The sequence below is a fragment of the Streptomyces flaveolus genome (assembly GCF_000716535.1).
GTDB classification, from domain to species: Bacteria; Actinomycetota; Actinomycetes; order Streptomycetales; family Streptomycetaceae; genus Streptomyces; species Streptomyces flaveolus_A.
This window is the reverse complement of sequence record NZ_JNWV01000028.1, coordinates 124,888-147,774: the sequence shown is the minus strand read 5'-3', so window position 1 is coordinate 147,774 and position 22,887 is coordinate 124,888. Positions and strand designations below refer to the sequence as shown.

Sequence of the window (22,887 nt, the reverse complement as noted above, 5' to 3'; positions counted from 1 at the left end):
TTCGGCTCAGGTCAGGAGCATCTCCACGCGACCTGGCCAGCGGGGAGCACCGTGCGGGTGACCGCGTACGAGGCGCTGGCGCTGTAGCCACGACGTGAGAGCCCCGGCCCCCGGCCGACCGGACGTCACGGGCCCGGCCCGGAACCGGCTCAGGTCAGGTCCGTGCGCAGCACGACACGGCGCCCCCGCAGCTCCCCGTTCTCCATCCGCGCGTGCGCCTCGGCGGCGGCGCCCAGCGGGAGCACCTCGACGTTCCGGGGGCGCAGCAGGCCCCGCTCGAGCAGGTCGTTGACGGCGGTCGCGGCGGCGGCGAGTTCGACGGTCGTCGCGTGCGAGATGACGAAGCCCACCACCAAGTTGTCGTTCATGTACAGCGGTCCGGCGGGCAGCACCGGCCGGGTCCCGGCACCCGCCAGCAGCACCACCCGGCCGCGGCGGGCGAGCAGACCGACCGAGGTCTCCAGGTCGTTGACGCCCGCCGTGTCCACGTACACGTCGACGCCGCCCGGCGCCGCCCGGCGGATCTTCCCGGTCAGCTCCGGGTCCCGGTAGTCGAACACCTCGGCCGCGCCCGACGCGGCGCAGTGCCCGGCGTCCCGGGCGCCGGCCGTGGCGAGGACCCGGGCCCCCGCCCGCGCCGCGAACGTCACCAGGGCGCTGCCGACGTTGCCCGCGGCGCCCGCGACCAGCACGGTCTCGCCGAGGCGGAGGCGGCCGTGGACGAACAGGGCGAGGTACGCGGTGGCGGCCGGGTGCAGCGCGGCCACGGCGAGGTCCGGGTCGACGCCGTCGGGCAGGGGGTAGAGCCGGTCGGCCGCCACCACCGCCTGCTCGGCGGCCGCGCCCTGCCGCCCCTCGTGCCCGAGGCTGTTGCACCACACGCGGTCACCGGCCCGGAAACCGGTCACGCCGGGTCCCGTCCCGGCGACCGTACCCACCAGGTCACGGCCGATGACGAACGGGAACTCCACGGCCGTACGGAACACCCCCGACCGGACGTAGGCGTCCACCGGGTCCACGGCGGTGGCGAGCACGTCCACCAGGACGTCGGTCGGGCCGGGGCGGGGCGCGGGCAGCTCGCCGTACCGGATGACGTCCGGGGGACCCAGCTCCTGGATGTACGCGGCACGCATGGCATTCCATGCTGCCACCGGGGGCCGGAACGCGCGCGGGCGTCTTTGACCCCGCCCCTTTCTTGACCGACCGGTTCAGACAACTCTAGGCTTGCGCGCATGGCCAGGACCAAGGAATTCGACCCCGACGCCGCGCTCCAGTCGGCCCTGGAGCTGTTCTGGCGGCGCGGCTACGAGGCGACGTCGATGGCCGACCTGGTCCAGCACCTGGGCATCGGCAAGGCCAGCCTGTACGCCACCTTCGGCAGCAAGCACGAGCTGTACCTGCGGGCGCTGGACCGGTACGGACAGGCGCAGGACCCGGTGCTGACGCGCGAGCTGTCCCGGCCCGGCCCGGTACTGCCGGCCGTGCGCGGGCTGGTCCGGCGGTTCGCCGCCGAGGCCGCCGCCGAGGCGACCCGGGAGCAGGGCTGCCTGGTCACCAACACGGCGGTCGAACTGGCCCCGCACGACCGGGAGGCGGCCCGCCGGGTGGAGCGGAGCTGGGACACCGTCGAGACCCTCCTGCACTCCGCCCTCGTCCGGGCGCAGGCGCAGGGCGAGCTGGCCGGGGACCGCGACCCGCTGACCCTCGCGCGCATGCTGCTGGTCCTGCTCCAGGGCGTGCGGGTGGTCGGCAAGGCCTCGGCGGACCCGGCCAGGGTCCGGGACGCGGCGGAGCAGGCCCTGGCCCTGCTGGACTGACACCGCGGCGTCACCGGTCCGAGCGTTCTTCCGGGCGTCTCTCCGCGCCTTCGAGCCGGACCTCTCCCGAACCGGACCTCTTCCGCACCGGACCTTTCCGCGCCGTCAAACTGAACCGATCGTTCAAGTAAAGGGACCTCACCATGACGCACCGCTTCTCCGGCCGGACCGCCCTCGTCACCGGCGCCGGCTCCGGCATCGGCCGCGGGGTGGCCCTCGCCCTGGCCCGGGAGGGCGCCCAGGTCGTCGTCGCCGGCCGGCGCCGGGACCCGCTGGACCGGACCGTGGCGCTGATCGAGGCCGAGGGCGGCAAGGGACTCGCCGTCACCGCCGACGTCTCCCGCGCCGAGGACCTGCGGGCCCTGGTGGACACCGCCGTGGACCGGTTCGGCTCCCTGGACGTGGCGGTGAACAACGCCGGTGTGCTCCGGGGCCGGGGGCGGGCCGTGGGCGACCTGGCCGAGGAGGACTGGCGCCGGATGCTCGACATCAACGCCACCGGCGTCTTCCTCGCCCTCCAGGCCCAGATCGCGCGGATGCGCACCCAGCCGAACGGCGGCGCCATCGTGAACATCGCCTCGCGGATCGGCGCGCACAGCCGGCTGCCCGGCACCGCCGGCTACTCCGTCAGCAAGGCGGCCGTCTCCGTCCTCACCCGCGCCGCCGCGCTCGACCACATCGCCGACGGCGTGCGCATCAACGCCGTCAGCCCCGGCCCGACCGCCACGGAGATGTCGTTCCGGGACGGGGAGACCGAGGCCGGCCGGGCCGCGCGCATGCGCGGCGAGGTGCCGCTCGGCCGGGTCTCCACCGTCGAGGAGGTGGCCGCCGCCGTGTTGTACCTGGCCTCGGACGACGCGGCCTCGGTGGTCGGCGCCGACCTGGTGATCGACGGCGGCGCCACGGCCTGAGCCCGGCCTCGTCAGTCGATCCCGGACCGCTCCACCCCGGCCACGATCCACCGCTGGAAGCACAGGAACACCAGGAGCAGCGGCAGGATCGACACGGCCGCCGCGACGAACAGCTCGTGCAGCCGGACGACCTGGGCGGTGGTGAACGAGGACAGGGCCACCTGCACCGTCCAGGCGCTCTGGTCCTGCCCGATCACGAGCGGCCACAGGAAGGAGTTCCACGCGCCGAGGAACACGATGGTCCCGACGGCGGCGAACACCGGACGGGCGCCCGGCACGACGACGAGCCAGTACGTCCGCCAGTACCCGAGCCCGTCCACCTGCGCCGCGTCCTCCAGCTCCCGGGGGAAGCCGAGGAAGTACTGCCGGAAGACGAAGCAGGCGAAGGCCGGGAACAGGGTCGGCACGATCAGGCCGCGCAGCGTGGAGATCCAGCCCAGCGACGACACCAGCACGAAGCTGGGCACGAAGGTGACGGCCGCCGGGACCAGCAGGGTGCCCAGGACGGCGTAGAAGACCTTGCCGGCGTGGCGGTACGGGATGCGGGCGAGGCCGTAGCCCGCGAGCGAGGCGAGGAACAGGGTGCCGAGGGTGGTGGCGACCGCGATCAGCGCGGAGTTGAGCAGGGACCGGGCGAAGGGCACGGACGGATCACCGAACAGCTCGCCGACGTTCCCCCACCGCACCTCGCGGGGGAAGAACGTCCACTCGGGGGAGGTGATGTCCTGCTCGCCGGCCAGCCCGTTGCGCACCAGCAGGTAGAAGGGGATCAGGAAGAGCACGGCGAGCGCGATCAGCAGCACCAGCCGCAGCGCCCGCCCGGCCCGCACCAGGGCGTCATCCATCGCCGTCCGTCCTTCCCAGCCGCAGCCAGCGCGCCTGCCCCACCGTGACGACGGCGACGACCAGCGCCAGGATCACCGCGCCCGCGCTGCCGAGCCCGAGGTTCTGCCCCTGCCCGAGGGCGGTGTAGTACAGGTAGACCAACGGGGGCCGGGCGTACGGCGGATAGCCCCGGGCATCGGACAACAGGTTGTAGAACTCGTCGAAGGCCTGGAAGGCGCCCACGACGAGCAGCAGCACGACCGCGACCGAGGTGGCCCGCAGCTGGGGCAGGGTGATGTGCCGCAGCACCGTCCAGCCGGGCCGGGCCCCGTCCACGGCCGCCGCCTCGTACAGCACCGGGTCGATCCGCTGGAGCCCGGCGAGGAACAGGATCATGTAGAACCCGGCCTGGAGCCACAGCCGTACGGTGACGATGACCAGCCAGTACCAGGGCGGATCGGTGGTGGACAGCCACGCGACGGGATCGCCGCCGAACCACCCCAGCACGGTGTTGGCGAGCCCGAACCGCACCCCGTTGAAGAGCGACGTCTTCCAGATCAGCGCGGCCACGACATAACTGCACGCGGCGGGCAGGAAGAACACGGACCGGAAGAGGGCCCGGGCGGTCCTGAGGCGGTTGACCATGAGGGCGAGGGACAGGGAGAACACGTGGGTGACGGGCACGATGAAGGCCGTGAACAGGAGGAACGTCTCCAGACTGGCCACGAAGGCCCGGTCGCGCAGCATGGCCGAGTAGTTGTCCAGCCCGACGAAGTGCGTGGGCGTGACCGTGTTGTGCGCGTCGAAGAAGCTGAGCGCCACGCTCCACAGCAGCGGGACGTAGGTGAACAGCGCGAGCCCGAGCGCGAAGGGCCCGACGAACACCCAGAACCAGAGCGCCCCACGCCGCCTCACGACGTCTTCTTCACACGGTCGAGTTCGGCCGACACCTTCCGTACGACGGCCCGCAGCTCCCGCTCCGGAGCGGCCCCGTTCCTGATGATCCGGCTGAGCGCGTCCTGGTAGGCGGTCTGGCTCGCCGGGGTCCACAGCAGCGGCTGGGCGTCACCGTGGTCGGTGGTGAAGCGGACCGCGTCGGCGGCGGGACCGTCCTTGAGCGCGGTGGCCTTCCCGGCGAGGGAGATCCGGGCGGGAATGTGGAACCCGTACGACAGCGCGAAGTCCTCCTGGAGGTCGGTGCGTTCGACCCAGAGCCACCTCACGTATTCCTTGGCGAGCTCCTTGTGCCGGCTGCGGGCGGCGACCGCGGCGCCGTACGCCCCGACGGGCACGGAAGGCCGCCCCTGACTCCCGTCCTTCGGGAAGGGCAGCACGCCGAAATCGTCACCGAGTTCCCTGCGCACCGCCGGCAGCGCCCACAGTCCGGTCCACTGCATCGCGGTCAGCCCCTGCACGAAGGCGGACGGGTCCGACCAGTCGCTGGGCGCGCCGAGGAGCAGGGACCTGTCGGCGTAGAGCCGGTGCAGCTTGCCGAGGGTGCGGGCGGCGGCGGGGTCGTCGAAGCCGACCTTCCCGTCGTCGCCGACGAGCTGGAATCCGGCCGCGTACAAGGGAGTCCCGCCGAGCACGCCGGCTCCCCCGTCGTTTCCCAGGAAGAGGCCCTTCACCTTGCCGCCGGTGAGCCGGTGCGCGGCGTCGACCAGGGCGTCGAGGGTGGTGGGCGGCTCGACACCGGCGTCCTCCAGCAGGCTCTTGCGGTAGTAGAGCATCTGCATGTCGACGGCCTGCGGGATGCCGTAGACCCTGCCGTCGTGGGTCTTCGGCGCGAGCACGGCCGGATGGAAGTCGTCCTTCACCTCCTGCACCAGTTCGGTGAGGTCGAGCACCTGCCCGCCCCGGATCTGGTCGAGGGTGGGCCCGTTGACCTCGAAGACATCGGGACCGGAGTCGGTGAGCAGCGCGGCGGCGGTCTGCTGGTCGTAGTTCCCCGGCCGCCACTGCACCGAGACACGCGCCTTCTTGAACCCGGCGGCGTACCGCTGAACGGCCCGCTCGGTCCCGGGCTCACCGTACTGGTGGTACCACTGCGCCAACTCCGGGCCCGAACCACCGCCGCCGCGGCCGGTGTTGGACCCACAGGCCGTGAGCGCCCCGGCACCCAGCCCCGCGGCCAGCAGATCCCTGCGCCTGATCGTCATCGTGTGCCCCCTGACGTCCGTCATCGGTGCACGGCCCAACGATCAACCGGGCGCCCCGATTACGGAAGACGGGTCAGCTGGGGTCGGACGTCCGGCCCGGGAAGAAGTCGGCGCTTTGGACGTACTCCATCGCCGCGGTGAATTCCGGGTCGTCGAGGCGGCGTTCCATCTCCTGCGGGCTCAGGTCCTCCACCCGGGTCTGGATCCAGTACAGGTTGCCCTGCGGATTCACGCACCCGCCCGACCCGGTCCCCGAAGAACAGGTGGGTCACCTCGGTGACCGAGGTGGCGCCGGCCGCGACGGCCTTCCGGTGCACCGCGTCGGCGTCCTCGACGTAGAGGCGGAGGAAACCGGGGGTCGGCGGCCATTCCGGCCGCGCGTCGAACATCAACACCACCGAGTCACCGATGCGTACTTCGGCGTGCTCGACGCTTCCGTCCTTGCCGACGAGGCAGGCGAGCTCCTCCGCGTCGAACGCCCTCCGCATGAAGTCGATGAGCCGCGGAGTGTCGCGGGAGACGATCCAGGGCGTCACCGTGTGGTAGCCGTGCGGAACGGGCTTGACGGACATGCGGGCTGCCTCCCGGGGCGTGACCGGCTCGACATGATGAAGACGCCAGACGCCTTCTAGGTCACCGCCTGCCTGGAACACCCGTTGGGGCCCGGCGGCGATCTCGGGGGTTCCGGGACGCCGAGCGGGTCCTGGCCGTGGCCGGACGGAGGCGCCGGGTACGGCAGAGGGGCGACACCCCCCGCACTGGGATGTCGCCCCTCCTCTTTCGTGCGCCGGAGCCGCCGCCGATCGGTGAGGGTCGGGGACCGACGGCGGCTCCGGGGACCGGGTGGGTCAGCGGTGGTCGCTGCCCGCCGACTGGGTGGCCGCGCGGCCCGCCTCCAGGCGGGCGACGGGGATGCGGAACGGGGAGCAGGAGACGTAGTCCAGGCCGGCCTCGTGGAAGAAGTGGACCGACTCCGGGTCACCGCCGTGCTCGCCGCAGACGCCGAGCTTGAGGTCGGGCCGGGTACGACGGCCCGCTTCGGCCGCCGCCTTCACGAGGGAGCCGACGCCGTCCTTGTCGATCGTCTCGAACGGGCTGACGCCGAAGATGCCCTTCTCCAGGTACGCCGTGAAGAACGAGGCCTCCACATCGTCGCGGCTGAAGCCCCACACCGTCTGGGTCAGGTCGTTCGTGCCGAAGGAGAAGAACTCCGCCGCCTCCGCGATCTGGCCCGCCGTGAGGGCGGCGCGCGGCAGCTCGATCATCGTGCCGATCGCCAGCTTGAGCTTCGTACCGGTCGCCGCCTCGACCTCGGCGACGACCTGGTCCGCCTCCTCGCGGACGATCTCCAGCTCCTGGACCGTGCCGACGAGCGGGATCATGATCTCCGCGCGCGGGTCGCCCTTGGCCGCCTTGCGCTCGGCCGCCGCTTCCGCGATGGCGCGGACCTGCATGGTGAACAGGCCGGGGATGACCAGGCCGAGGCGTACGCCGCGCAGGCCCAGCATCGGGTTCTGCTCGTGCAGCCGGTGCACGGCCTGGAGCAGGCGCAGCTCGTTCTCGTGCGGCTCCTGGCGGGACTCCGCGAGGGCCACGCGGACGGAGAGTTCCGTGATGTCCGGGAGGAACTCGTGCAGCGGCGGGTCGAGCAGACGGATGGTGACCGGGAGGCCGTCCATCGCCTCGAAGAGTTCGACGAAGTCCTTCTTCTGCAGGGGCAGCAGCGCCTTCAGGGACTCCTCGCGCTCCTCCTCCGTGTCGGCCAGGATGAGGCGTTCGACCAGCTCCCGCCGGTCGCCGAGGAACATGTGCTCCGTGCGGCACAGACCGATGCCCTGCGCGCCGAAGCGACGGGCCCGCAGCGCGTCCTCGGCGTTGTCCGCGTTGGCGCGCACCCGCAGGCGGCGCTTGCGGTCGGCGAAGGCCATCATGCGGTGGACCGCCTCGACCAGCTCGTCGGCGTCGTCGGCGCCCGGGTGCATCCGGCCCTCGAAGTACTCCACCACCGGGGAGGGGACGACCGGTACCTCGCCCAGGTAGACCTTGCCGGTCGAGCCGTCGATGGAGATCAGGTCGCCCTCCTCCACGACGTGTCCGCCGGGGACCGTCATCCGGCGGCGCTTGGTGTCGACCTCCAGCTCCTCCGCGCCGCAGACACAGGTCTTGCCCATGCCGCGGGCGACCACGGCCGCGTGGGAGGTCTTGCCGCCGCGCGAGGTGAGGATGCCCTCGGCCGCGATCATGCCGTCCAGGTCGTCGGGGTTGGTCTCCCGGCGGACCAGGATCACCTTCTCGCCCGAGCGGGACCACTTCACCGCCGTGTACGAGTCGAAGACCGCCTTGCCGACCGCCGCGCCCGGCGAGGCCGCGATGCCCCGCGCGACCTGCTCGACCTTCGCCTGCTCGTCGAAGCGCGGGAACATCAGTTGCGCGAGCTGGGCGCCGGTGACGCGCTGGAGCGCCTCCGTCTCGTCGATCAGGCCCTGGTCCACGAGCTGGGTGGCGATGCGGAAGGCCGCGCCCGCCGTGCGCTTGCCGACGCGCGTCTGGAGCATCCAGAGCTGGCCGCGCTCGATGGTGAACTCGATGTCGCAGAGATCCTTGTAGTGGTTCTCCAGGGTCTCCATGATCTGCATGAGCTGGTCGTACGACTTCTTGTCGATCTGCTCCAGCTCGGCGAGCGGGACGGTGTTGCGGATGCCCGCTACGACGTCCTCGCCCTGGGCGTTCTGCAGGTAGTCGCCGTAGACGCCCTGGTGGCCGGAGGCGGGGTCGCGGGTGAAGGCGACACCGGTGCCGGAGTCGGGGCCCAGGTTGCCGAAGACCATCGAGCAGACGTTGACGGCCGTGCCCAGGTCGTGCGGGATGCGCTCCTGGCGGCGGTACAGCTTGGCGCGGTCGCCGTTCCAGGAGTCGAAGACCGCCTTGATGGCGAGGTCCATCTGCTCGCGCGGGTCCTGCGGGAAGTCCCGGCCGGCCTCCTTCTTGACGACCTTCTTGAAGGTGGTGACCAGCTTCTTCAGGTCCGCGGCCTCCAGGTCGGTGTCGACCGTGACCTTCTTGGCCGCCTTCGCCTTCTCGAGGGCCTCCTCGAAGAGGTCGCCGTCGACGCCGAGGACGGTCTTGCCGAACATCTGGATGAGGCGGCGGTAGGAGTCCCAGGCGAACCGCTCGTCGCCGGCCTGGGCCGCCAGGCCCTGGACCGACTTGTCGGACAGACCGATGTTCAGGACCGTGTCCATCATGCCGGGCATGGAGAACTTGGCGCCGGAGCGGACGGAGACCAGCAGCGGGTCGTCGGCCTGGCCGAGCTTCTTGCCCATCTTCGCTTCGAGGGCCGCGAGGTGCGCACTCACCTCGTCACGGAGTGCCGCGGGCTCCTCGCCGCTCTCCAGGTAGACCTTGCAGGCCTCCGTGGTGATCGTGAAGCCGGGAGGGACCGGGAGACCCAGGTTGGTCATCTCGGCGAGATTGGCACCCTTGCCGCCGAGCAGGTCCTTGAGGTCCTTGTTGCCCTCGGTGAAGTCGTAAACGAACTTCGCTGCCTGGGGTTCTTTGTTTTCCGACACGGGTCTCGACTCCTTGAGGCCACGGTGGCTGCCCTGATGGCGAGGAACATACCCAGATCGAAGGTTCATGGGTACGTCCACTTGCGCGTCATACGCCTGTAACCACCCGTCCGCCAGCGGATCGAAAGTCAAGGCTTGGCAAGCGAAGCCAGCCTTATGTTTTCACTTCTTGAAGACAGCGGTGCCCACAGGTGCAGTTTTCTGCTCACATGAGCGGGTCGCGGCGCGACTGATTTCGATCGATGAACGATCAAGGGGTGGCACCGAGTGCCACCCCTTGAGGAAGTGCAGCCGTGCTTGATCCGCTCATCTGAGCGTAACCCTTATCAAGGGTGGCGAGAATCACGCTGCCACAGACCGCTCCGTTTCACCATGCGGACCGCCCTGCGGACGCCGGTCGGCGGCGGAAACAGCCCTGTCACACACCCATCTCCGACAGCCGCTGCTCCGCCCGGTCCGGCGCGTACAGGTGCTCCACCACCAGCGCCCCGGCTCCGATCAGCCCGGCGCGCTCCCCGAGCCGCGAGGTGACGACGTCCAGGTGGGCCGTGGAGCGGGGCAGCGCCCGCTGGTAGAGCAGCTCGCGCACGCCGGTCAGGAAGGGCGTTCCGGCCAGGTCGCCCGCGATCATCAGCACGCCCGGGTTGAGCAGGGTCACGACCGTCGCCAGTACGTCCCCGACCTGCCGCCCGGCCTCCCGGGCCAGCGCGGCGGCCTCCGGGTGCCCGGCGGCCAGCAGGTCCCGCACGTCCGAGCCGGAGGCGGCCGGCACCCCCGACGCGGCCAGCCGCCGGGCCACGGCACCGCCGCTGGCGACCGCCGCGAGACAGCCGTACGAACCGCACCGGCACAGCGCCTCGGCGCCGACCCGGATGTGCCCGATGTCGCCGGCGCCGCCGTCGACGCCCCGGTAGATCGAGCCGCCCACGACCACCCCGGCACCGATGCCCGTGGACACCTTGACGAGCACGAAGGCCGTGCAGTCGGGGTGTCCGGTGCGCTGTTCGCCGTACGCCATGAGGTTGGCGTCGTTGTCGACCAGGACCGGGACCGCGGGGGCCCCGGTGTGCTCGGTGAGGGCGCGGGAGAGGCGGCCCCGCACGTCGTAGCCGTCCCAGCCCGGCATGATCGGCGGCTGGACCACCCGGCCGGTCTCGCTGTCCACCGGGCCCGGCACCGCGAGCCCGATCCCGCACACCTCCTCGGCGCGGTGCCCGGCCTTGGTCAGCAGCTCGGCGAACCAGTGGCCCAGCTCGCCCAGGACCGCGTCGGGGCCCTCCTCGACCGCCAGCGTGCCGGCGTGCTCGGCGAGGATCTCGCCGGTCAGGGTGAGGACGGCCGCGCGGGCGTGCCGGGTGTCCAGGTCGGCGGCGAGGACCACCGCGTGGGAGTCGTCGAACTCCAGGGTGATGGAGGGCCGTCCGCCGAGCGGCGAGTCGACCGGGCCGCCCGCGCCCTCGCGCAGCCAGCCCGCCCGGAACAGCCGGTCCAGGCGCTGGCCGACGGTGGCCCGGGACAGTCCGGTCGCCTGCTGGAGCGCGCCGCGCGTCACGGCCCGTCCGCTGCGCACCAGTTCGAGCAGATCGCCGGCGCTCGCCTGGCTTCCGCTCTTGCCGACCCTCCCCGGACGTCCGGTCATGCGCACCCCCTTGTGTTTCCTCAGTTTGCCTTACATATTGAGTTTTGCGTGTTAAATAGACGTAACCCTACGGTGGCCGGGGCCGAACCGCGTCGGCCGGACGTCTTTTCGGGGAGCCCCGAGTGGATCGCACCACCCAGCTCACTGCCCGTTCCACCCCCTACGAGACGGCATACGATCCACCGCCCACGGCCACCACCCCGGCCACGGGGACGTCCCTGCGCGCGAGGGCCGCCCGGGTGCTGGAGGCGAACTGGACCGGCGCGTCGACGGTGCCCTCCCGCGACCTGTATCCGCACCAGTGGTCCTGGGACTCCGCGTTCATCGCCGTCGGGTTGCGGCACGTCTCACCGCTGCGGGCCCAGACGGAGCTGGAGACGCTGCTCGCGGCCCAGTGGGCCGACGGCCGCGTCCCGCACATCGTGTTCAACCCCTCCGTACCGCTCGACGCGTACTTCCCGAGCCCCGACTTCTGGCGCTCCTCCACCGCCGGGCGCACGGCGGGCGCCCCGCGCACGCTACAGACCTCCGGCATCGTGCAGCCACCGGTGCACGCGCTGGCGGCCTGGCTGGTGCACCGCGCCGACCCCGGGCTGTCCCGGGCCCGCGGCTTCCTGGCCCGGGTCCACCCACGGCTGGCCGCCTGGCACCGGTACCTGCTGCACCGCCGGAACTTGGGCGGCGCCGGGCTGGTGTCCGTGGTCCACCCCTGGGAGCAGGGCATGGACAACAGCCCCTGCTGGGACGCCCCGCTCGCCCGGATCACCCCCGCCCCGGCCCGCTCCTTCCGCCGCGCCGACCTCGACCACGGCGCGGCCGAGGACCGGCCGACGGATCTGGACTACGGGCGGTACGTGCGGCTGGCCGCGGACTACCGGGACGCCGGGTACGCCGACGGGGGCGGGGAGTTCGCCGTGGAGGACCCGGCGTTCAACGCCCTCCTCATCGCCTCCGAGTACGCGCTCGCGCGGATCGCCGAGGAACTGGGCGCGACCGGCTCCGCCCGCCGGGCCCGCGCGCAGCGGCTGACGGCGACGCTGGTGGCGCGGCTGTGGGACGCGGAGGCGGGGATGTTCCTGTGCCGGGACCTGCGGGGCGAGGACACCCCCGCCGGACGCGGCACCTCCGGTTCCGGCCCTGACAACGAGTTACGCACCCCCGGCGCCGGCCCCGATCGCGAGCCCCGCGCCTCCGGTTCCCACCCCGGCCGTGAGCCCCTCGCCTCCGGTTCCCGCCCCCGTCGCGAGCCCCTCGGCCTCGGTTCCCGTCTCCTGCCCGAGCGCGGTGTCTCCGGGCTGGTGCCGTTGATCCTGCCCGGCCTCCCCCGCGGCATCGCCGCCGCCCTCGTCCGTACCGTGCGCGGGCCGCACTTCTCGGTCGGTGACCGCACCCGGCTCGTGCCCAGCTACGACCTCCTCGGCGAGGCCTTCGACCCGCACCGCTACTGGCGCGGACCCGCCTGGTTCAACACGAGCTGGCTGCTGGAGCGCGGGCTGCGCACACACGGCGAGACGGCGGCGGCCGACGCCCTGCGCCAGGCGGTGCTGGACCTCGCCGACGCCACCGATTTCGCGGAGTACGTCGACCCGTACACCGGTGAGCCCTGCGGAGCCACCGGCTTCGGCTGGACGGCGGCCCTCGCGCTCGACCTGTGCCACCGGCCGACCGTGTGCCACGAGCGTCAAAATCTGGACAAGAGCACACAAAGAGTCGTACCCCCCACGGACAGCGGACCGTTCGACAGGAGTGACAGAGGAGGGGACCGGGGATGACGGACCGACATCATCTGCTCGTGCACGGCGCCAGCTTCGCCGCCGTGGGCGACCGTGGCGACATCAGCGGAGTGCGGGGCGGCAGCTCCCCGGACGGATTGTTCGTCCGGGACGCCCGGCACCTCAGCCGCTGGCAGCTCACCCTCGACGGCGCGGTGCCCGAGGTGCTCACCCCGGTCACGGACGGGGACGAGGCCCGCTGTGTGCTGGTCCCGCGCGGCGGCCGGCAGGAGCCCCCGGCCTACACCCTCTTCCGTGAACAGGCTGTCGGGGACAGCTCGTTCGTGGAGTCCCTGAAGGTCACCAGCAACCGCCCGGTGCCCACCACCGCACGGCTCGCGCTCACCGTCGACGCCGACTTCACCGACCAGTTCGAACTCCGCTCCGACCACCGGACGTACGCCAAGGCCGGTGCCCTGCGCTCCCGCGAAGTCCTCCCCGACGGCATCGAGTTCACCTACCGGCGCGCCGAATGGCGGTCCTGTACGACGATCACGGCCGACCCGGCCCCCGACGCCGTGGAGGAGACGGGCACCGGCGCCCGCCGCCTGGTGTGGACCCTCGACCTCGCACCCCACGGCACGACCGAGCTGCTGCTGCGGGTGATCGCCCGCCCGCACGGCGAGAAGCGCGCCCTGCGGGTGCCCCGCGACCCCGCCGCCGTGCAGGAGCAACTCCTGGCGCGCGAGGCCGAGTTCATGGAGGGCGTGGCCTTCCCGACCGGCTGGCCGGAGCTGGCCGCCGCCTGCGCCCGGGGCCTCGCCGACCTGGCGGCGCTCCAGGTCCCGGCCACCGGACCGGACGGCGAGGACCTGCGCGTGCCGGCGGCCGGTGCCCCCTGGTTCCTCACCCTGCTCGGCCGCGACGCGCTCCTCACCTCCCTGTTCGTCCTGCCGTACCATCCCCGGTCGGCCGCCGCCACGCTCCTCGCCCTGGCCGCCACCCAGGCCACCGGCACCGGCCGGTCCCCGGTCGCCCAGCCCGGCAAGATCGTGCACGAGGTACGCCACGGCGAGCTGGCCCACTTCGGCCAGGTGCCGTTCGGCCGCTACTACGGCTCGGTCGACGCCACCCCGCTCTTCCTGATCCTGCTCGGCGCGTACGTCGAGCGGACCGGGGACACGGAGCCGGCCCGGCGCCTGGAGCCGCACGCCCGGGCCGCCGTCGGCTGGATGCTCGACCACGGCGGCCTGACCTCGCGCGGCTATCTCGTCTACCGCGCCGACGAGGGCGGCCTCGCCAACCAGAACTGGAAGGACTCCCCCGGCGCGATCTGCTGCGCCGACGGCACCCGGCCCACCGGCGCGGTGATGGCGGCGGGCGCCCAGGGCTACGCGTACGACGCGCTGCGCCGCACGGCCGGGGTGGCGCGGACGGTGTGGGGCGACGAGACGTACGCCGCGCTGCTGGAACAGGCTGCCGCCGACCTCCGGGACCGTTTCCAGCGGGACTTCTGGATGCGGGAACAGTCCTTCCCGGCGCTGGCGCTGGACGGACAGGGCCGCCGGATCGACGCGCTGGCGTCCGACGCCGGGCACCTGCTGTGGTCGGGGCTGCTGGACAAGGAGTACGGCGAGGTGGTGGGCCGGCGGCTGCTGGAGCCGGACTTCTTCTCGGGCTGGGGCGTCCGCACGGTGGCCGCCGGCCAGCCCGCGTACCATCCGCTGTCCCATCACCGGGGGTCCGTGTGGCCCCACGACAACGCGCTGATCGCCCTGGGCCTGGCGCGGTACGGGCTGCACGACGAGGCCCGCACGGTCGCCCACGCGCTGATCGACGCGGCGACGGCTGGCGGGCATCGGTTGCCGGAGGTGCTGGCGGGGTACGGGCGTGGTCCGCACGGTGCGCCGGTGCCGTATCCGCACGCGTGTGGGCGGGGGGCCCGGTCCGCCGCCGCGCCGCTTGCTCTGCTGACGGCGGTGGGGGGCGCCTGAGAGGGGTCGGTTGCGGGACGGGTGCGGGTCCGCGGGGGTCGTGCGCGCGGTTCCCCGGGCCCCTTCAGGGCGCTGACGTGCCGTCGGCCGTGTTGACCAGGTGTTTGCCCAGCGGTCGTGAACGGTGCTTCTCCGTGGGCCGTACCGGAAGGCATGAGCGCGCTCCAGTCTGCCTCTGCCGATGCCTCTGCCGATGCCTCTGCCGAGGGCGTGGCCGAAGAGGTCACCGAATCCGCCGCACGCACGTTCCGCCGTCCCTGGGCCGCATGGTCGGCGTGGCGCGGGCGCTGGCGGGAGGGACATCCGGAGGCCGCACGGGCCCTTTCCGTCACCGTCACCGTGCTCGCCGCGGCCCTTGTCGTCGCGGCACTGGTCATGCCCAACACGGTCGTCCGGCTGGGGCCCGCGAAGTTCTTCCGCATACCCGCCGAGGCCGTGATCGGGGCGGCCGTGCTGCTCGCGCTGCCCCGGCGGCCCCGGGTGGTGCTGGCGGCGGTGTCCGGGGTGCTCCTCGGAGCCATGACCGTGCTCAACGCGCTGGACATGGGGTTCAACCAGTACCTCGGCCGCAGCTTCAACGTCGTACTGGACTGGAGTCTGTTCGGGGACGCGGAGTCGTATCTGGAGGACTCCCTCGGGCGGACGGCCACCCTAGCCGCCGTGGCCGGACTGGTCGTGGTCGTGCTGCTGCTCTTCGTGCTGCTCGCGCTGTCCATGGTCCGGCTGAGCAACCTCCTCGCCCGCAACCCCGGCACCGCGACCCGTGGCACCCTGGTCGCCGGGGTCGTCTGGATCACCTGTTCCTCGCTCGGGCTCCAGATAGCGGGCGTGCCGATCGCCTCCGACCGCACCGCGACCGCGCTGAAGGTCCAGGCGCGCCGGGTGTCGGCCACGCTGAAGGACGAGGCGGAGTTCCGGAAGGTGGCCCGGGTCGACGCGTTCGGGAACACGCCGGGCAGTCAGCTGGTCCCCGACCTGCGCGGCAAGGACGTGATCTTCACCTTCATCGAGAGCTACGGCCGCAGTGCGATCGAGGACCCGGTCATGGCGCCCGGCGTGGACCGGACGCTCGACGTCCGCACCAAGGCGCTGGCCAAGGCCGGCTTCCACGCGAAGAGCGGCTGGCTGACCTCGGCGACCTACGGCGGCAGCAGCTGGCTCGGCCACTCCACCACCATGTCGGGCCTGTGGATCAGCAATCAGCAGCGCTACCGCACGGTGATGGCCAGCGACCACCTCAGCCTGACGGGGGCGTTCGAGAAGACCGGCGCGTTCGACACGGTGGGGGTCATGCCGGGCGTGCAGAAGGGGTGGCCGGAGCAGAAGTGGTACGGCCTGGACAAGGTCTACAACGCCTTCCAACTCGGCTACCAGGGGCCGAAGTTCAGCTGGTCGACCATGCCCGACCAGTACGCGCTCCAGCAGTACCAGGAACGGGTGCACAGCAAGCGGCCGGCCGACGGCAAGGCGCGGATGTCCCTGCTCATCCTGACGTCGAGCCATCAGCCCTGGGCGCCCATCCCGAAGATGGTGGACTGGGACCAGCTCGGTGACGGCTCCGTCTTCAAGGGCATCGAGGCGGCGGGGAACAAGCCGGCCGACGTCATCGCCGACACGACCAAGTCCCGCGAGGAGTACGGAAAGTCGGTCCAGTACTCGGTGACCGCGCTGACCGAGTGGCTGGAGCGGTACGGCACCGAGGACACCGTGCTGGTCTTCCTCGGCGACCACCAGCCGATCGCCCGGGTCAGCGGCAACCACGCCAGCCGTGACGTGCCGGTGTCGATCGTCGCCAAGGACCCGAAGATGCTGGACAAGATCGCCGACTGGAACTGGACGAACGGGCTCCGCCCCGCCCACGACGCCCCGGTATGGAAGATGAGCTCCTTCCGCGACCGCTTCCTGACGGCCTACGGCTCGACTCCCCACCCGAAGAAGGGCTGACCCCTTTTGCCACCCGAGCCGGGGGACGGCACCTTCCAGCCGCCCGAGCCCGGACGCGTGACCCTCCGGCCACCAGAGGAGCCGGGCCGCAGAACCTCGCGGCCGCCCGAGCCGAGGCACGGCACCTTGCAGCCGCCCGAGCCCGGGCGCCGCACCTCCCCGCCCGCCCGAGCCCGGGCACGGCACCTTCCAGCCGCCCGAGTCGGGTGGTGGGTGGGCGAGGCCGGGGTCCAGGGGCGGAGCCCCTGGCGGGGTCTGGGGCGGAGCCCCAGGGACGGTCAGCCACCCAGGCCGACCAGCCAGCAGGAACGCTCAGCCCCAGCCCGCTCAACCACCCGACGTATCGAGCTCCGCTTCCTCGGTGATCCCGGAACAGTCGTACGGATCCTTCAACCACCCGTCCGGCAACACCACCCGGTTGTTGCCGGACGTACGCCCCCGAGGCCCCTCCGCCCCGACCGGCCACGCCTGCTCCAGATCCAGCTCGTCCAGCCCCGCCCGCAGCTCCTCCAGCGACGACGTGATCGCGAGCCGCTTGCGCATCTCGGACCCGACCGCGAACCCCTTCAGATACCAGGCGACGTGCTTGCGGAAGTCGACCACGCCCTTGGACTCGTCACCGATCCACTCCCCGAGCAGCGTGGCGTGCCGCACCATGACGTCGGCGACCTCCCGCAACGTGGGCCGCAGGAAATCGTCCCGGCCCTCGAACGCCGCGACGAGATCCGCGAACAGCCACGGCCGCCCCAGGCACCCGCGCCCCACGACCACCCCGTCACACCCGGTCTCCCGCACCATCCGCAGCGCGTCCTCGGCCGACCAGATGTCACCGTTGCCGAGCACGGGGATCTCCGGCACGTGCTCCTTCAGCCGCGCGATGGCGTCCCAGTCGGCGGTGCCGCCGTAGTGCTGGGCGGCGGTGCGGCCGTGCAGGGCGATGGCCGTCACGCCCTCCTCCACGGCGATGCGGCCGGCGTCGAGGTAGGTGATGTGGTCGTCGTCGATGCCCTTGCGCATCTTCATGGTCACCGGCAGGTCACCGGCCCCGCTGACCGCCTCGCGCAGGATGGCCCGCAGCAGGTTCCGCTTGTAGGGCAGGGCCGAGCCGCCGCCCTTGCGCGTCACCTTCGGCACGGGGCAGCCGAAGTTCAGGTCGATGTGGTCGGCCAGGCCCTCCTCCGCGATCATGCGGACGGCCTTGCCGACGGTCGCGGGGTCGACGCCGTACAGCTGGATCGAGCGCGGCTGCTCGCTCGCGTCGAACCTGATCAGCTGCATGGTCTTCTCGTTGCGCTCGACCAGCGCCCGGGTGGTGATCATCTCGCTGACGTACAGCCCCTTGCCGCCGCTGAACTCCCTGCACAGGGTGCGGAAGGGCGCGTTGGTGATCCCCGCCATGGGTGCGAGCACGACGGGCGGTGTCACGGCGTGCGGGCCGATGGAGAGCGGGTGGGTCATCGTCAGGACTCCGGGGCGGATCTACGGCACAGGACGGACACAGGAACACTGAGCAAGGACCCATTGTCCCCCACTCGACCCGTGCCTCGTCCGCCGGCTCCGTCGAGCGCCCCCTCTCCCGACCCGAGGATCATGTAGGACTCATTAGTTAGACGCACTATTGAGTTCGGCGTACGATGGGGAACATGCCAGAGCTGAGCCCTCGCCGACGCCTGCTCGTGCTCGCGATCTGCTGCATGAGCCTGCTGATCGTGAGCCTCGACAACACCGTGCTGAACGTGGCCCTGCCCTCGTTGCAGCGCGACCTGCACGCCACCACCTCCGGCCTGCAGTGGACCATCGACGCCTACACGCTGGTCCTGGCCTCGCTGCTGATGCTGGCGGGCTCCACCGCCGACCGGATCGGCCGCAAACGCGTCTTCATGGCGGGCCTGACGGTGTTCACCGTCGGCTCCGTACTTTGCTCCGTCGCCCCGAACCTGGAACTGCTGGTCGTCTTCCGCATGGTCCAGGCGGTGGGCGGCTCGATGCTCAACCCGGTCGCCATGTCGATCATCACCAACACCTTCACCGACGCCCGGGAACGCGCCCGCGCGATCGGCGCGTGGGGCGCGGTGGTCGGCATCTCGATGGCGGCGGGTCCGCTGGTGGGCGGGCTGCTGGTGCAGTCGGTGAGCTGGCGCTCCATCTTCTGGGTCAACCTCCCGGTCGGCCTCGCGGCCCTGCTGCTCACCCTCCGCTTCGTCCCCGAGTCCCGTGCGCCCAAGGCCCGCCGCCCCGACCCGGTCGGGCAGGTGCTGGTGATCGCCCTGTTCGGCTCGCTGACGTACGCGATCATCCAGGCACCGGAGTCGGGCGCCGGCCCGGTGACGCCGTACGCCGTAGTCGCCGTGGCCGCGCTGCTCGCCCTCCTCTGGTACGAGCCCCGCCGCGACGAACCGCTCATCGACCTGCGCTTCTTCCGCTCGGCCCCGTTCAGCGGCGCCACGGTGATCGCGATCAGCGCGTTCGCGGCCCTCGGCGGGTTCCTGTTCCTGTCCACCCTGTACCTGCAGAACGTGCGCGGCCTGGACGCCCTCCACGCCGGCCTGTGGATGCTCCCGATGGCCCTGCCGACGTTCCTGTGCGCCCCGCTGTCCGGCCGTCTGGTGGGCAGCCGCGGCCCGCGCCTGCCGCTCCTGGTGGCGGGTACGGCGATGACCGCGAGCGGCGTGCTGTTCGCCGCGTTCGAGGCGGAGACCTCCGACGTCACCCTCTTCCTCGGCTACGTCCTGTTCGGCATCGGCTTCGGCTTCGTGAACGCGCCGATCACCAACACGGCCGTCTCGGGCATGCCGCGCGCCCAGGCCGGTGTCGCCGCCGCCGTCGCCTCCACCAGCCGGCAGCTCGGCCAGACGCTCGGCGTCGCGGTCATCGGCGCCGTCCTGGCCTCCGGCATCGGCTCGTCCCCGTACCGGCAGGTGTTCGTCTCGGCGGCCCGCCCCGGCTGGTGGATCCTCACCGCCTGCGGCCTGGCCGTCCTGACCCTGGGCCTGCTGACCAGCGGCCACTGGGCCCGCCGAACCGCCGCCCGCACAGCCGAGAGCCTCCGGTCACCGGAGCTGCACCAGGTAGCGGAAACCGCAGACCGGGCCTGACACCGAGCCCCACCGGCCGCGCTCGGCATCCCGCTCCGGTCCCGGCAGGCCGGACGAGCCCCCCGCCGCACCCCCCTAGCCCGAACGCTCTGTTGTCCGTGTGGGGTGCGGCGCGGCTTCCCGGGGTGGTGGGGGTGCCGGCTCACGATGGCCGGCAGGAGTTGCGCCGAGCCCGTGGAGGTTGCCTTGCCGTGCTGGAGGCGCGCGCTCCTCTGCGCTGTCTGCCTCAGCGGCTGCGCCACCCTCGGCGAGCGGGAGACGGCCGCGTCACGGGCCGCCGTGCGCTTCGAGGAGAGCGTCCGGCGGGCCGACGGCCCCCGCGGCTGCGCTGCGCTCGCCCCGGAGACCCGGCAGGAGGTCGAGCAGTCCGCCGAGTCCTCCTGCGCCAGCCACGATCTTCGCGTGGTCCTGGCTCGCCCAGTCCGTCACCGGCGTCGCCGCCTACAACGAGGAGCACCTGCGCCAGCTCCAGGCGCCGATCTCCTGGTCCGCGTACCTGGGCTCCGCCGACTTCTGGGACCGCACCCTGCAGAACTGCAGTCGGAACTGCTGGCCGTCGCCTCGATGGCCATCCTCTCCGTCTATCTGCGCCAGCGTGCGCTCCCCCGAGTCCAAGCCGGTCGGCGCGGCCCACACCGCCACCGGGGTGGAGGGCTGAGGGCCGGCGCCCGCTGAGGGTCAGCGCCCGCACGCGATCTCGTACAGCTTCTCCAGCCGCTCCCGGGTCTCCTCGTTCTTCGGCATGTACGTCACCATCCGGGCGCCGACCTCGGGGGCGAGCCACAGGTCCGTGTGCTCCAGGCTGAGGTGGCCCACGTAGGGGTTGAGGAACTCCTTGGTCTTGGAGCGGGTGTCGACCACCTCGTAACGCTGCCAGTTCTCGCGGAAGGCGGGTGACTCGTCCAGCCGCTTCAGGAGCATCTTCCAGGCGGGCTCGCCGAGATGGCCGGCCAGGGCGGCGCGCAGCCGGGCGGCCATCAGGCGCTGGGTCTTCTCCAGGTGGACGACCGCCGCCTGCCACTCCTTGTTGGTGTGGACGAGGAGCATGCAGTTGCGGTCCTCGGGCGGTACCGCGTCCAGGTCGCCCAGGAGGCGGCTGTAGGTGCGGTTGTAGGCGAGGATGTCGTACCGGCTGTTCTGGATGCAGGCCGGCATCGGCTCCAGCCCGGTCAGCATCTCGCGCAGGGCGGGGGTGATGCTCGGGCAGGTGGCCGCCGGGGTGGGGTCCGTCGCGCCGGCGAGCTGGAAGAGGTGGGCGCGTTCGCTGGCGTCCAGGAGCAGGGCGCGCGCGAGGGCGTCGAGGACCTGGACGGAGACCTGGATGTCACGGGCCTGTTCGAGCCAGGTGTACCAGGTGACGCCGACGGCGGAGAGGTGGGCGACCTCCTCGCGGCGCAGCCCGGGGGTGCGGCGGCGGGTTCCGCGCGGCAGGCCCACCTGCTCCGGCGTGATGCGCTCCCGTCTGCTGCGCAGGAACGCGGCCAGCTCGTGCCGGCGGATCTCCGCTCCCCGGGCGGGCTGCACCCGGTTTTCCTGTACCGAGGTCGTCATAGGTCCAGGGTGCCGGGCCGTCCACCCTGTTGCCAGGTACTTCCAGTACCAGGACAAGGGCCGCGGACCACCAGCATGACCCGGAGTCCGGCACGCGATCCGGCCCGGCCCCGGGTGGTTCCGGGTAGTTCGGCTACCAGGATGAGGAGACTCTGGTACCAGCCTGGGCGGTGTTCCAGGCTCGGGAGCATGAGTGAAACCGTCACCGCCCCCGCCGTCCGGCCGACGGCGGCGCCGCCCGCGCTCGGCGGGCCCGGGCTGTTCACCGTTCTGCTGGCCGCGGCGCTGCCGCTGGTCGACTTCTTCATCGTCAATGTCGCCCTGCCGACCATCGGCCGCGATCTCGCCGCGGGCGAGGCCGTGCTGGAGCTGGTCGTCGCCGGGTACGGGGTCGCGTACGCCGTGCTGCTCGTGCTCGGCGGGCGGCTCGGGGACCTGTTCGGCCGGCGCCGGCTGTTCCTCGCCGGGATGGCCGCCTTCGGGCTCACCTCGCTGGCCTGCGGACTGGCGCCCGGCGCCTGGAGCCTGGTCGCGGCCCGGGTCGCGCAGGGCGCCTCGGCCGCGGCGATGCTGCCGCAGGTGCTCGCCACCATCCAGTCCGCCACGAGCGGCGCGCGCCGGGCGAAGGCCATGAGCCTCTACGGCGCCACGGCCGGGCTGTCCATGGTGGCCGGGCAGATCCTCGGCGGGGTGCTGGTCGCCGCCGACATCGCGGGGACCGGGTGGCGGGCCATCTTCCTCGTCAACGTGCCGGTGGTCGTGCTGGGGCTCGTGCTCGCCGCGCGGTTCGTGCCGGAGACCCGCTCACAGCACCCCGAGCCGGTGGACGGGCCGGGCACCGCGCTGCTCGCGGTGTCGCTGCTGACGCTGCTCGCGCCGCTCACCGAGGGCCGGGCGGCCGGCTGGCCGCTGTGGACCTTGCTGTCGCTGGCCGCGTTCCCGTTCGCGGCGGGCGCGTTCTGGGTGGTGGAGCGGCGGGCGGACCGGTCGGGCCGGACCCCGCTGGTGCCGCCGAGCCTGTTCCGGGTGCCGTCCATGCGGCGCGGTCTGGAGCTGATGGTGCCGTTCTCCATCGGCTTCAGCGGGTTCATGTTCATGATCGCGCTGGCGTTGCAGCAGGGTGCCGGGCTCGGTCCGGTGCCGGCCGGGCTCGCGCTGGCGCCGATGGCCGTGGCGTTCCTGCTCGCCTCCCTCGCCGGGCCCCGGCTGATCGCGCGCTTCGGCACCCGGGTGGTCACGGCCGGGTCCGTGCTCCAGGGGGTGGGCGTGCTGCTGATCGTGCTGGCCGCGTGGCGGGACTGGCCGCGGCTGGACATCGTCTCGCTGCTGCCGGGCGCGGCGGTGGCCGGTGCGGGTCAGGCGCTGCAACTGCCCAACATCATGCGGCTGGTGATGTCCGAGGTGCCGCCCGCGCGGGCCGGGGTCGGCAGCGGGGTGATGGTGACCACGCAGCAGTCGGCGCTGGCGCTGGGGGTGGCCACGCTGGGCACGCTGTTCCTGACCCTGGTGCCGCACCTGGGCATGCGGGACGCGCTGGTCAGCACGTTGCTGGTGCAGCTCGGCGGGATCGTGCTGACGGGGCTGCTGAGCCTCCGGCTGCCGCGGACGGTGAGCTGAGGCCCGTCGGGGCTTTTGGTCCAGACCTATTGACGAGAGGTCTGGACCACGCGC

Annotated in this window: 17 protein-coding genes and 1 pseudogene; 8 read left to right on the top strand and 10 right to left on the bottom strand. The window is 72.3% G+C overall.

What is annotated here, in order from left to right; all coding sequences use genetic code 11:
- Window positions 1-149: 149 nt before the first annotated feature.
- Window positions 150-1,133, bottom strand: a complete 984-nt coding sequence (locus tag OO52_RS29050) for an NADPH:quinone reductase (protein WP_030652429.1) — start codon at window positions 1,131-1,133, stop codon at window positions 150-152.
- Window positions 1,134-1,232: 99 nt separating this feature from the next.
- On the opposite strand from OO52_RS29050, the gene OO52_RS29045 reads away from it, so the two are divergent.
- Complete coding sequence (locus tag OO52_RS29045) at window positions 1,233-1,817, top strand: TetR/AcrR family transcriptional regulator (RefSeq protein ID WP_030652431.1); 585 nt, start codon at window positions 1,233-1,235, stop codon at window positions 1,815-1,817.
- A 143-nt stretch (window positions 1,818-1,960) separates the two neighbouring features.
- Window positions 1,961-2,728, top strand: coding sequence for an SDR family NAD(P)-dependent oxidoreductase (locus OO52_RS29040; protein WP_030652436.1), 768 nt, complete (start codon window positions 1,961-1,963; stop codon window positions 2,726-2,728).
- 11 nt (window positions 2,729-2,739) lie between these two features.
- On the opposite strand, the gene OO52_RS29035 is transcribed toward OO52_RS29040, so the two are convergent.
- The 7 genes and pseudogenes from OO52_RS29035 to OO52_RS29010 form a co-directional block, all read right to left on the bottom strand.
- Window positions 2,740-3,573 (bottom strand): carbohydrate ABC transporter permease, encoded by an 834-nt coding sequence (locus OO52_RS29035; protein WP_030652439.1) that lies wholly within the window; start codon window positions 3,571-3,573, stop codon window positions 2,740-2,742.
- Window positions 3,566-4,468, bottom strand: coding sequence for a carbohydrate ABC transporter permease (locus OO52_RS29030; protein WP_030652443.1), 903 nt, complete (start codon window positions 4,466-4,468; stop codon window positions 3,566-3,568). The genes OO52_RS29035 and OO52_RS29030 overlap by 8 nt, the downstream gene beginning before the upstream one ends.
- The gene (locus tag OO52_RS29025; RefSeq protein WP_030652445.1) at window positions 4,465-5,712 is read right to left on the bottom strand and encodes an ABC transporter substrate-binding protein; all 1,248 of its coding nucleotides are present in this window, start codon (window positions 5,710-5,712) and stop codon (window positions 4,465-4,467) included. The genes OO52_RS29030 and OO52_RS29025 overlap by 4 nt, the downstream gene beginning before the upstream one ends.
- Before the next feature lie 73 nt (window positions 5,713-5,785).
- Window positions 5,786-5,944 (bottom strand): hypothetical protein, encoded by a 159-nt coding sequence (locus OO52_RS53075; protein WP_234339817.1) that lies wholly within the window; start codon window positions 5,942-5,944, stop codon window positions 5,786-5,788.
- Between the two features lie 37 nt (window positions 5,945-5,981).
- Window positions 5,982-6,200 (bottom strand): annotated as a pseudogene (locus OO52_RS53070) (VOC family protein); the annotation flags it as partial.
- Window positions 6,201-6,560: 360 nt separating this feature from the next.
- Window positions 6,561-9,281 carry a pyruvate, phosphate dikinase gene (gene ppdK / locus OO52_RS29015; RefSeq protein ID WP_030652448.1) on the bottom strand — a complete coding sequence of 907 codons (2,721 nt, stop codon included), beginning with the start codon at window positions 9,279-9,281 and terminating at the stop codon, window positions 6,561-6,563.
- Between the two features lie 418 nt (window positions 9,282-9,699).
- On the bottom strand, window positions 9,700-10,920 hold the full coding sequence (locus OO52_RS29010) for an ROK family transcriptional regulator (protein WP_030652450.1): 1,221 nt from the start codon (window positions 10,918-10,920) through the stop codon (window positions 9,700-9,702).
- Between the two features lie 122 nt (window positions 10,921-11,042).
- Here OO52_RS29010 and OO52_RS29005 point away from each other — a divergent pair, with 122 nt between their 5' ends.
- The 3 genes from OO52_RS29005 (at window position 11,043) to OO52_RS28995 (ending at window position 16,570) form a co-directional block, all read left to right on the top strand.
- Window positions 11,043-12,692, top strand: coding sequence for an MGH1-like glycoside hydrolase domain-containing protein (locus OO52_RS29005; RefSeq protein ID WP_030652453.1), 1,650 nt, complete (start codon window positions 11,043-11,045; stop codon window positions 12,690-12,692).
- Complete coding sequence (locus OO52_RS29000; protein ID WP_030652455.1) at window positions 12,689-14,626, top strand: amylo-alpha-1,6-glucosidase; 1,938 nt, start codon at window positions 12,689-12,691, stop codon at window positions 14,624-14,626. Before OO52_RS29005 ends, OO52_RS29000 begins: the two co-directional genes overlap by 4 nt.
- Before the next feature lie 375 nt (window positions 14,627-15,001).
- Window positions 15,002-16,570 carry a hypothetical protein gene (locus OO52_RS28995; RefSeq protein ID WP_051818789.1) on the top strand — a complete coding sequence of 523 codons (1,569 nt, stop codon included), beginning with the start codon at window positions 15,002-15,004 and terminating at the stop codon, window positions 16,568-16,570.
- Between the two features lie 327 nt (window positions 16,571-16,897).
- On the opposite strand, the gene dusB is transcribed toward OO52_RS28995, so the two are convergent.
- A complete protein-coding gene (gene dusB / locus OO52_RS28990; protein ID WP_030652461.1) occupies window positions 16,898-18,028 on the bottom strand; it encodes a tRNA dihydrouridine synthase DusB in 1,131 nt (376 codons plus the stop codon).
- Between the two features lie 185 nt (window positions 18,029-18,213).
- On the opposite strand from dusB, the gene OO52_RS28985 reads away from it, so the two are divergent.
- Both OO52_RS28985 and OO52_RS54685 read left to right on the top strand, forming a co-directional pair.
- Window positions 18,214-19,665, top strand: a complete 1,452-nt coding sequence (locus OO52_RS28985; RefSeq protein ID WP_030652464.1) for an MFS transporter — start codon at window positions 18,214-18,216, stop codon at window positions 19,663-19,665.
- Between the two features lie 100 nt (window positions 19,666-19,765).
- Window positions 19,766-20,323 (top strand): DUF6766 family protein, encoded by a 558-nt coding sequence (locus OO52_RS54685; protein ID WP_356197644.1) that lies wholly within the window; start codon window positions 19,766-19,768, stop codon window positions 20,321-20,323.
- A 20-nt stretch (window positions 20,324-20,343) separates the two neighbouring features.
- Here OO52_RS54685 and OO52_RS28975 read toward each other — a convergent pair whose 3' ends face one another.
- Window positions 20,344-21,216: a helix-turn-helix transcriptional regulator gene (locus OO52_RS28975; RefSeq protein WP_030652470.1), complete on the bottom strand. Its 873-nt coding sequence runs from the start codon at window positions 21,214-21,216 to the stop codon at window positions 20,344-20,346.
- Between the two features lie 189 nt (window positions 21,217-21,405).
- On the opposite strand from OO52_RS28975, the gene OO52_RS28970 reads away from it, so the two are divergent.
- On the top strand, window positions 21,406-22,833 hold the full coding sequence (locus OO52_RS28970) for an MFS transporter (protein ID WP_030652472.1): 1,428 nt from the start codon (window positions 21,406-21,408) through the stop codon (window positions 22,831-22,833).
- Window positions 22,834-22,887: the final 54 nt, after the last annotated feature.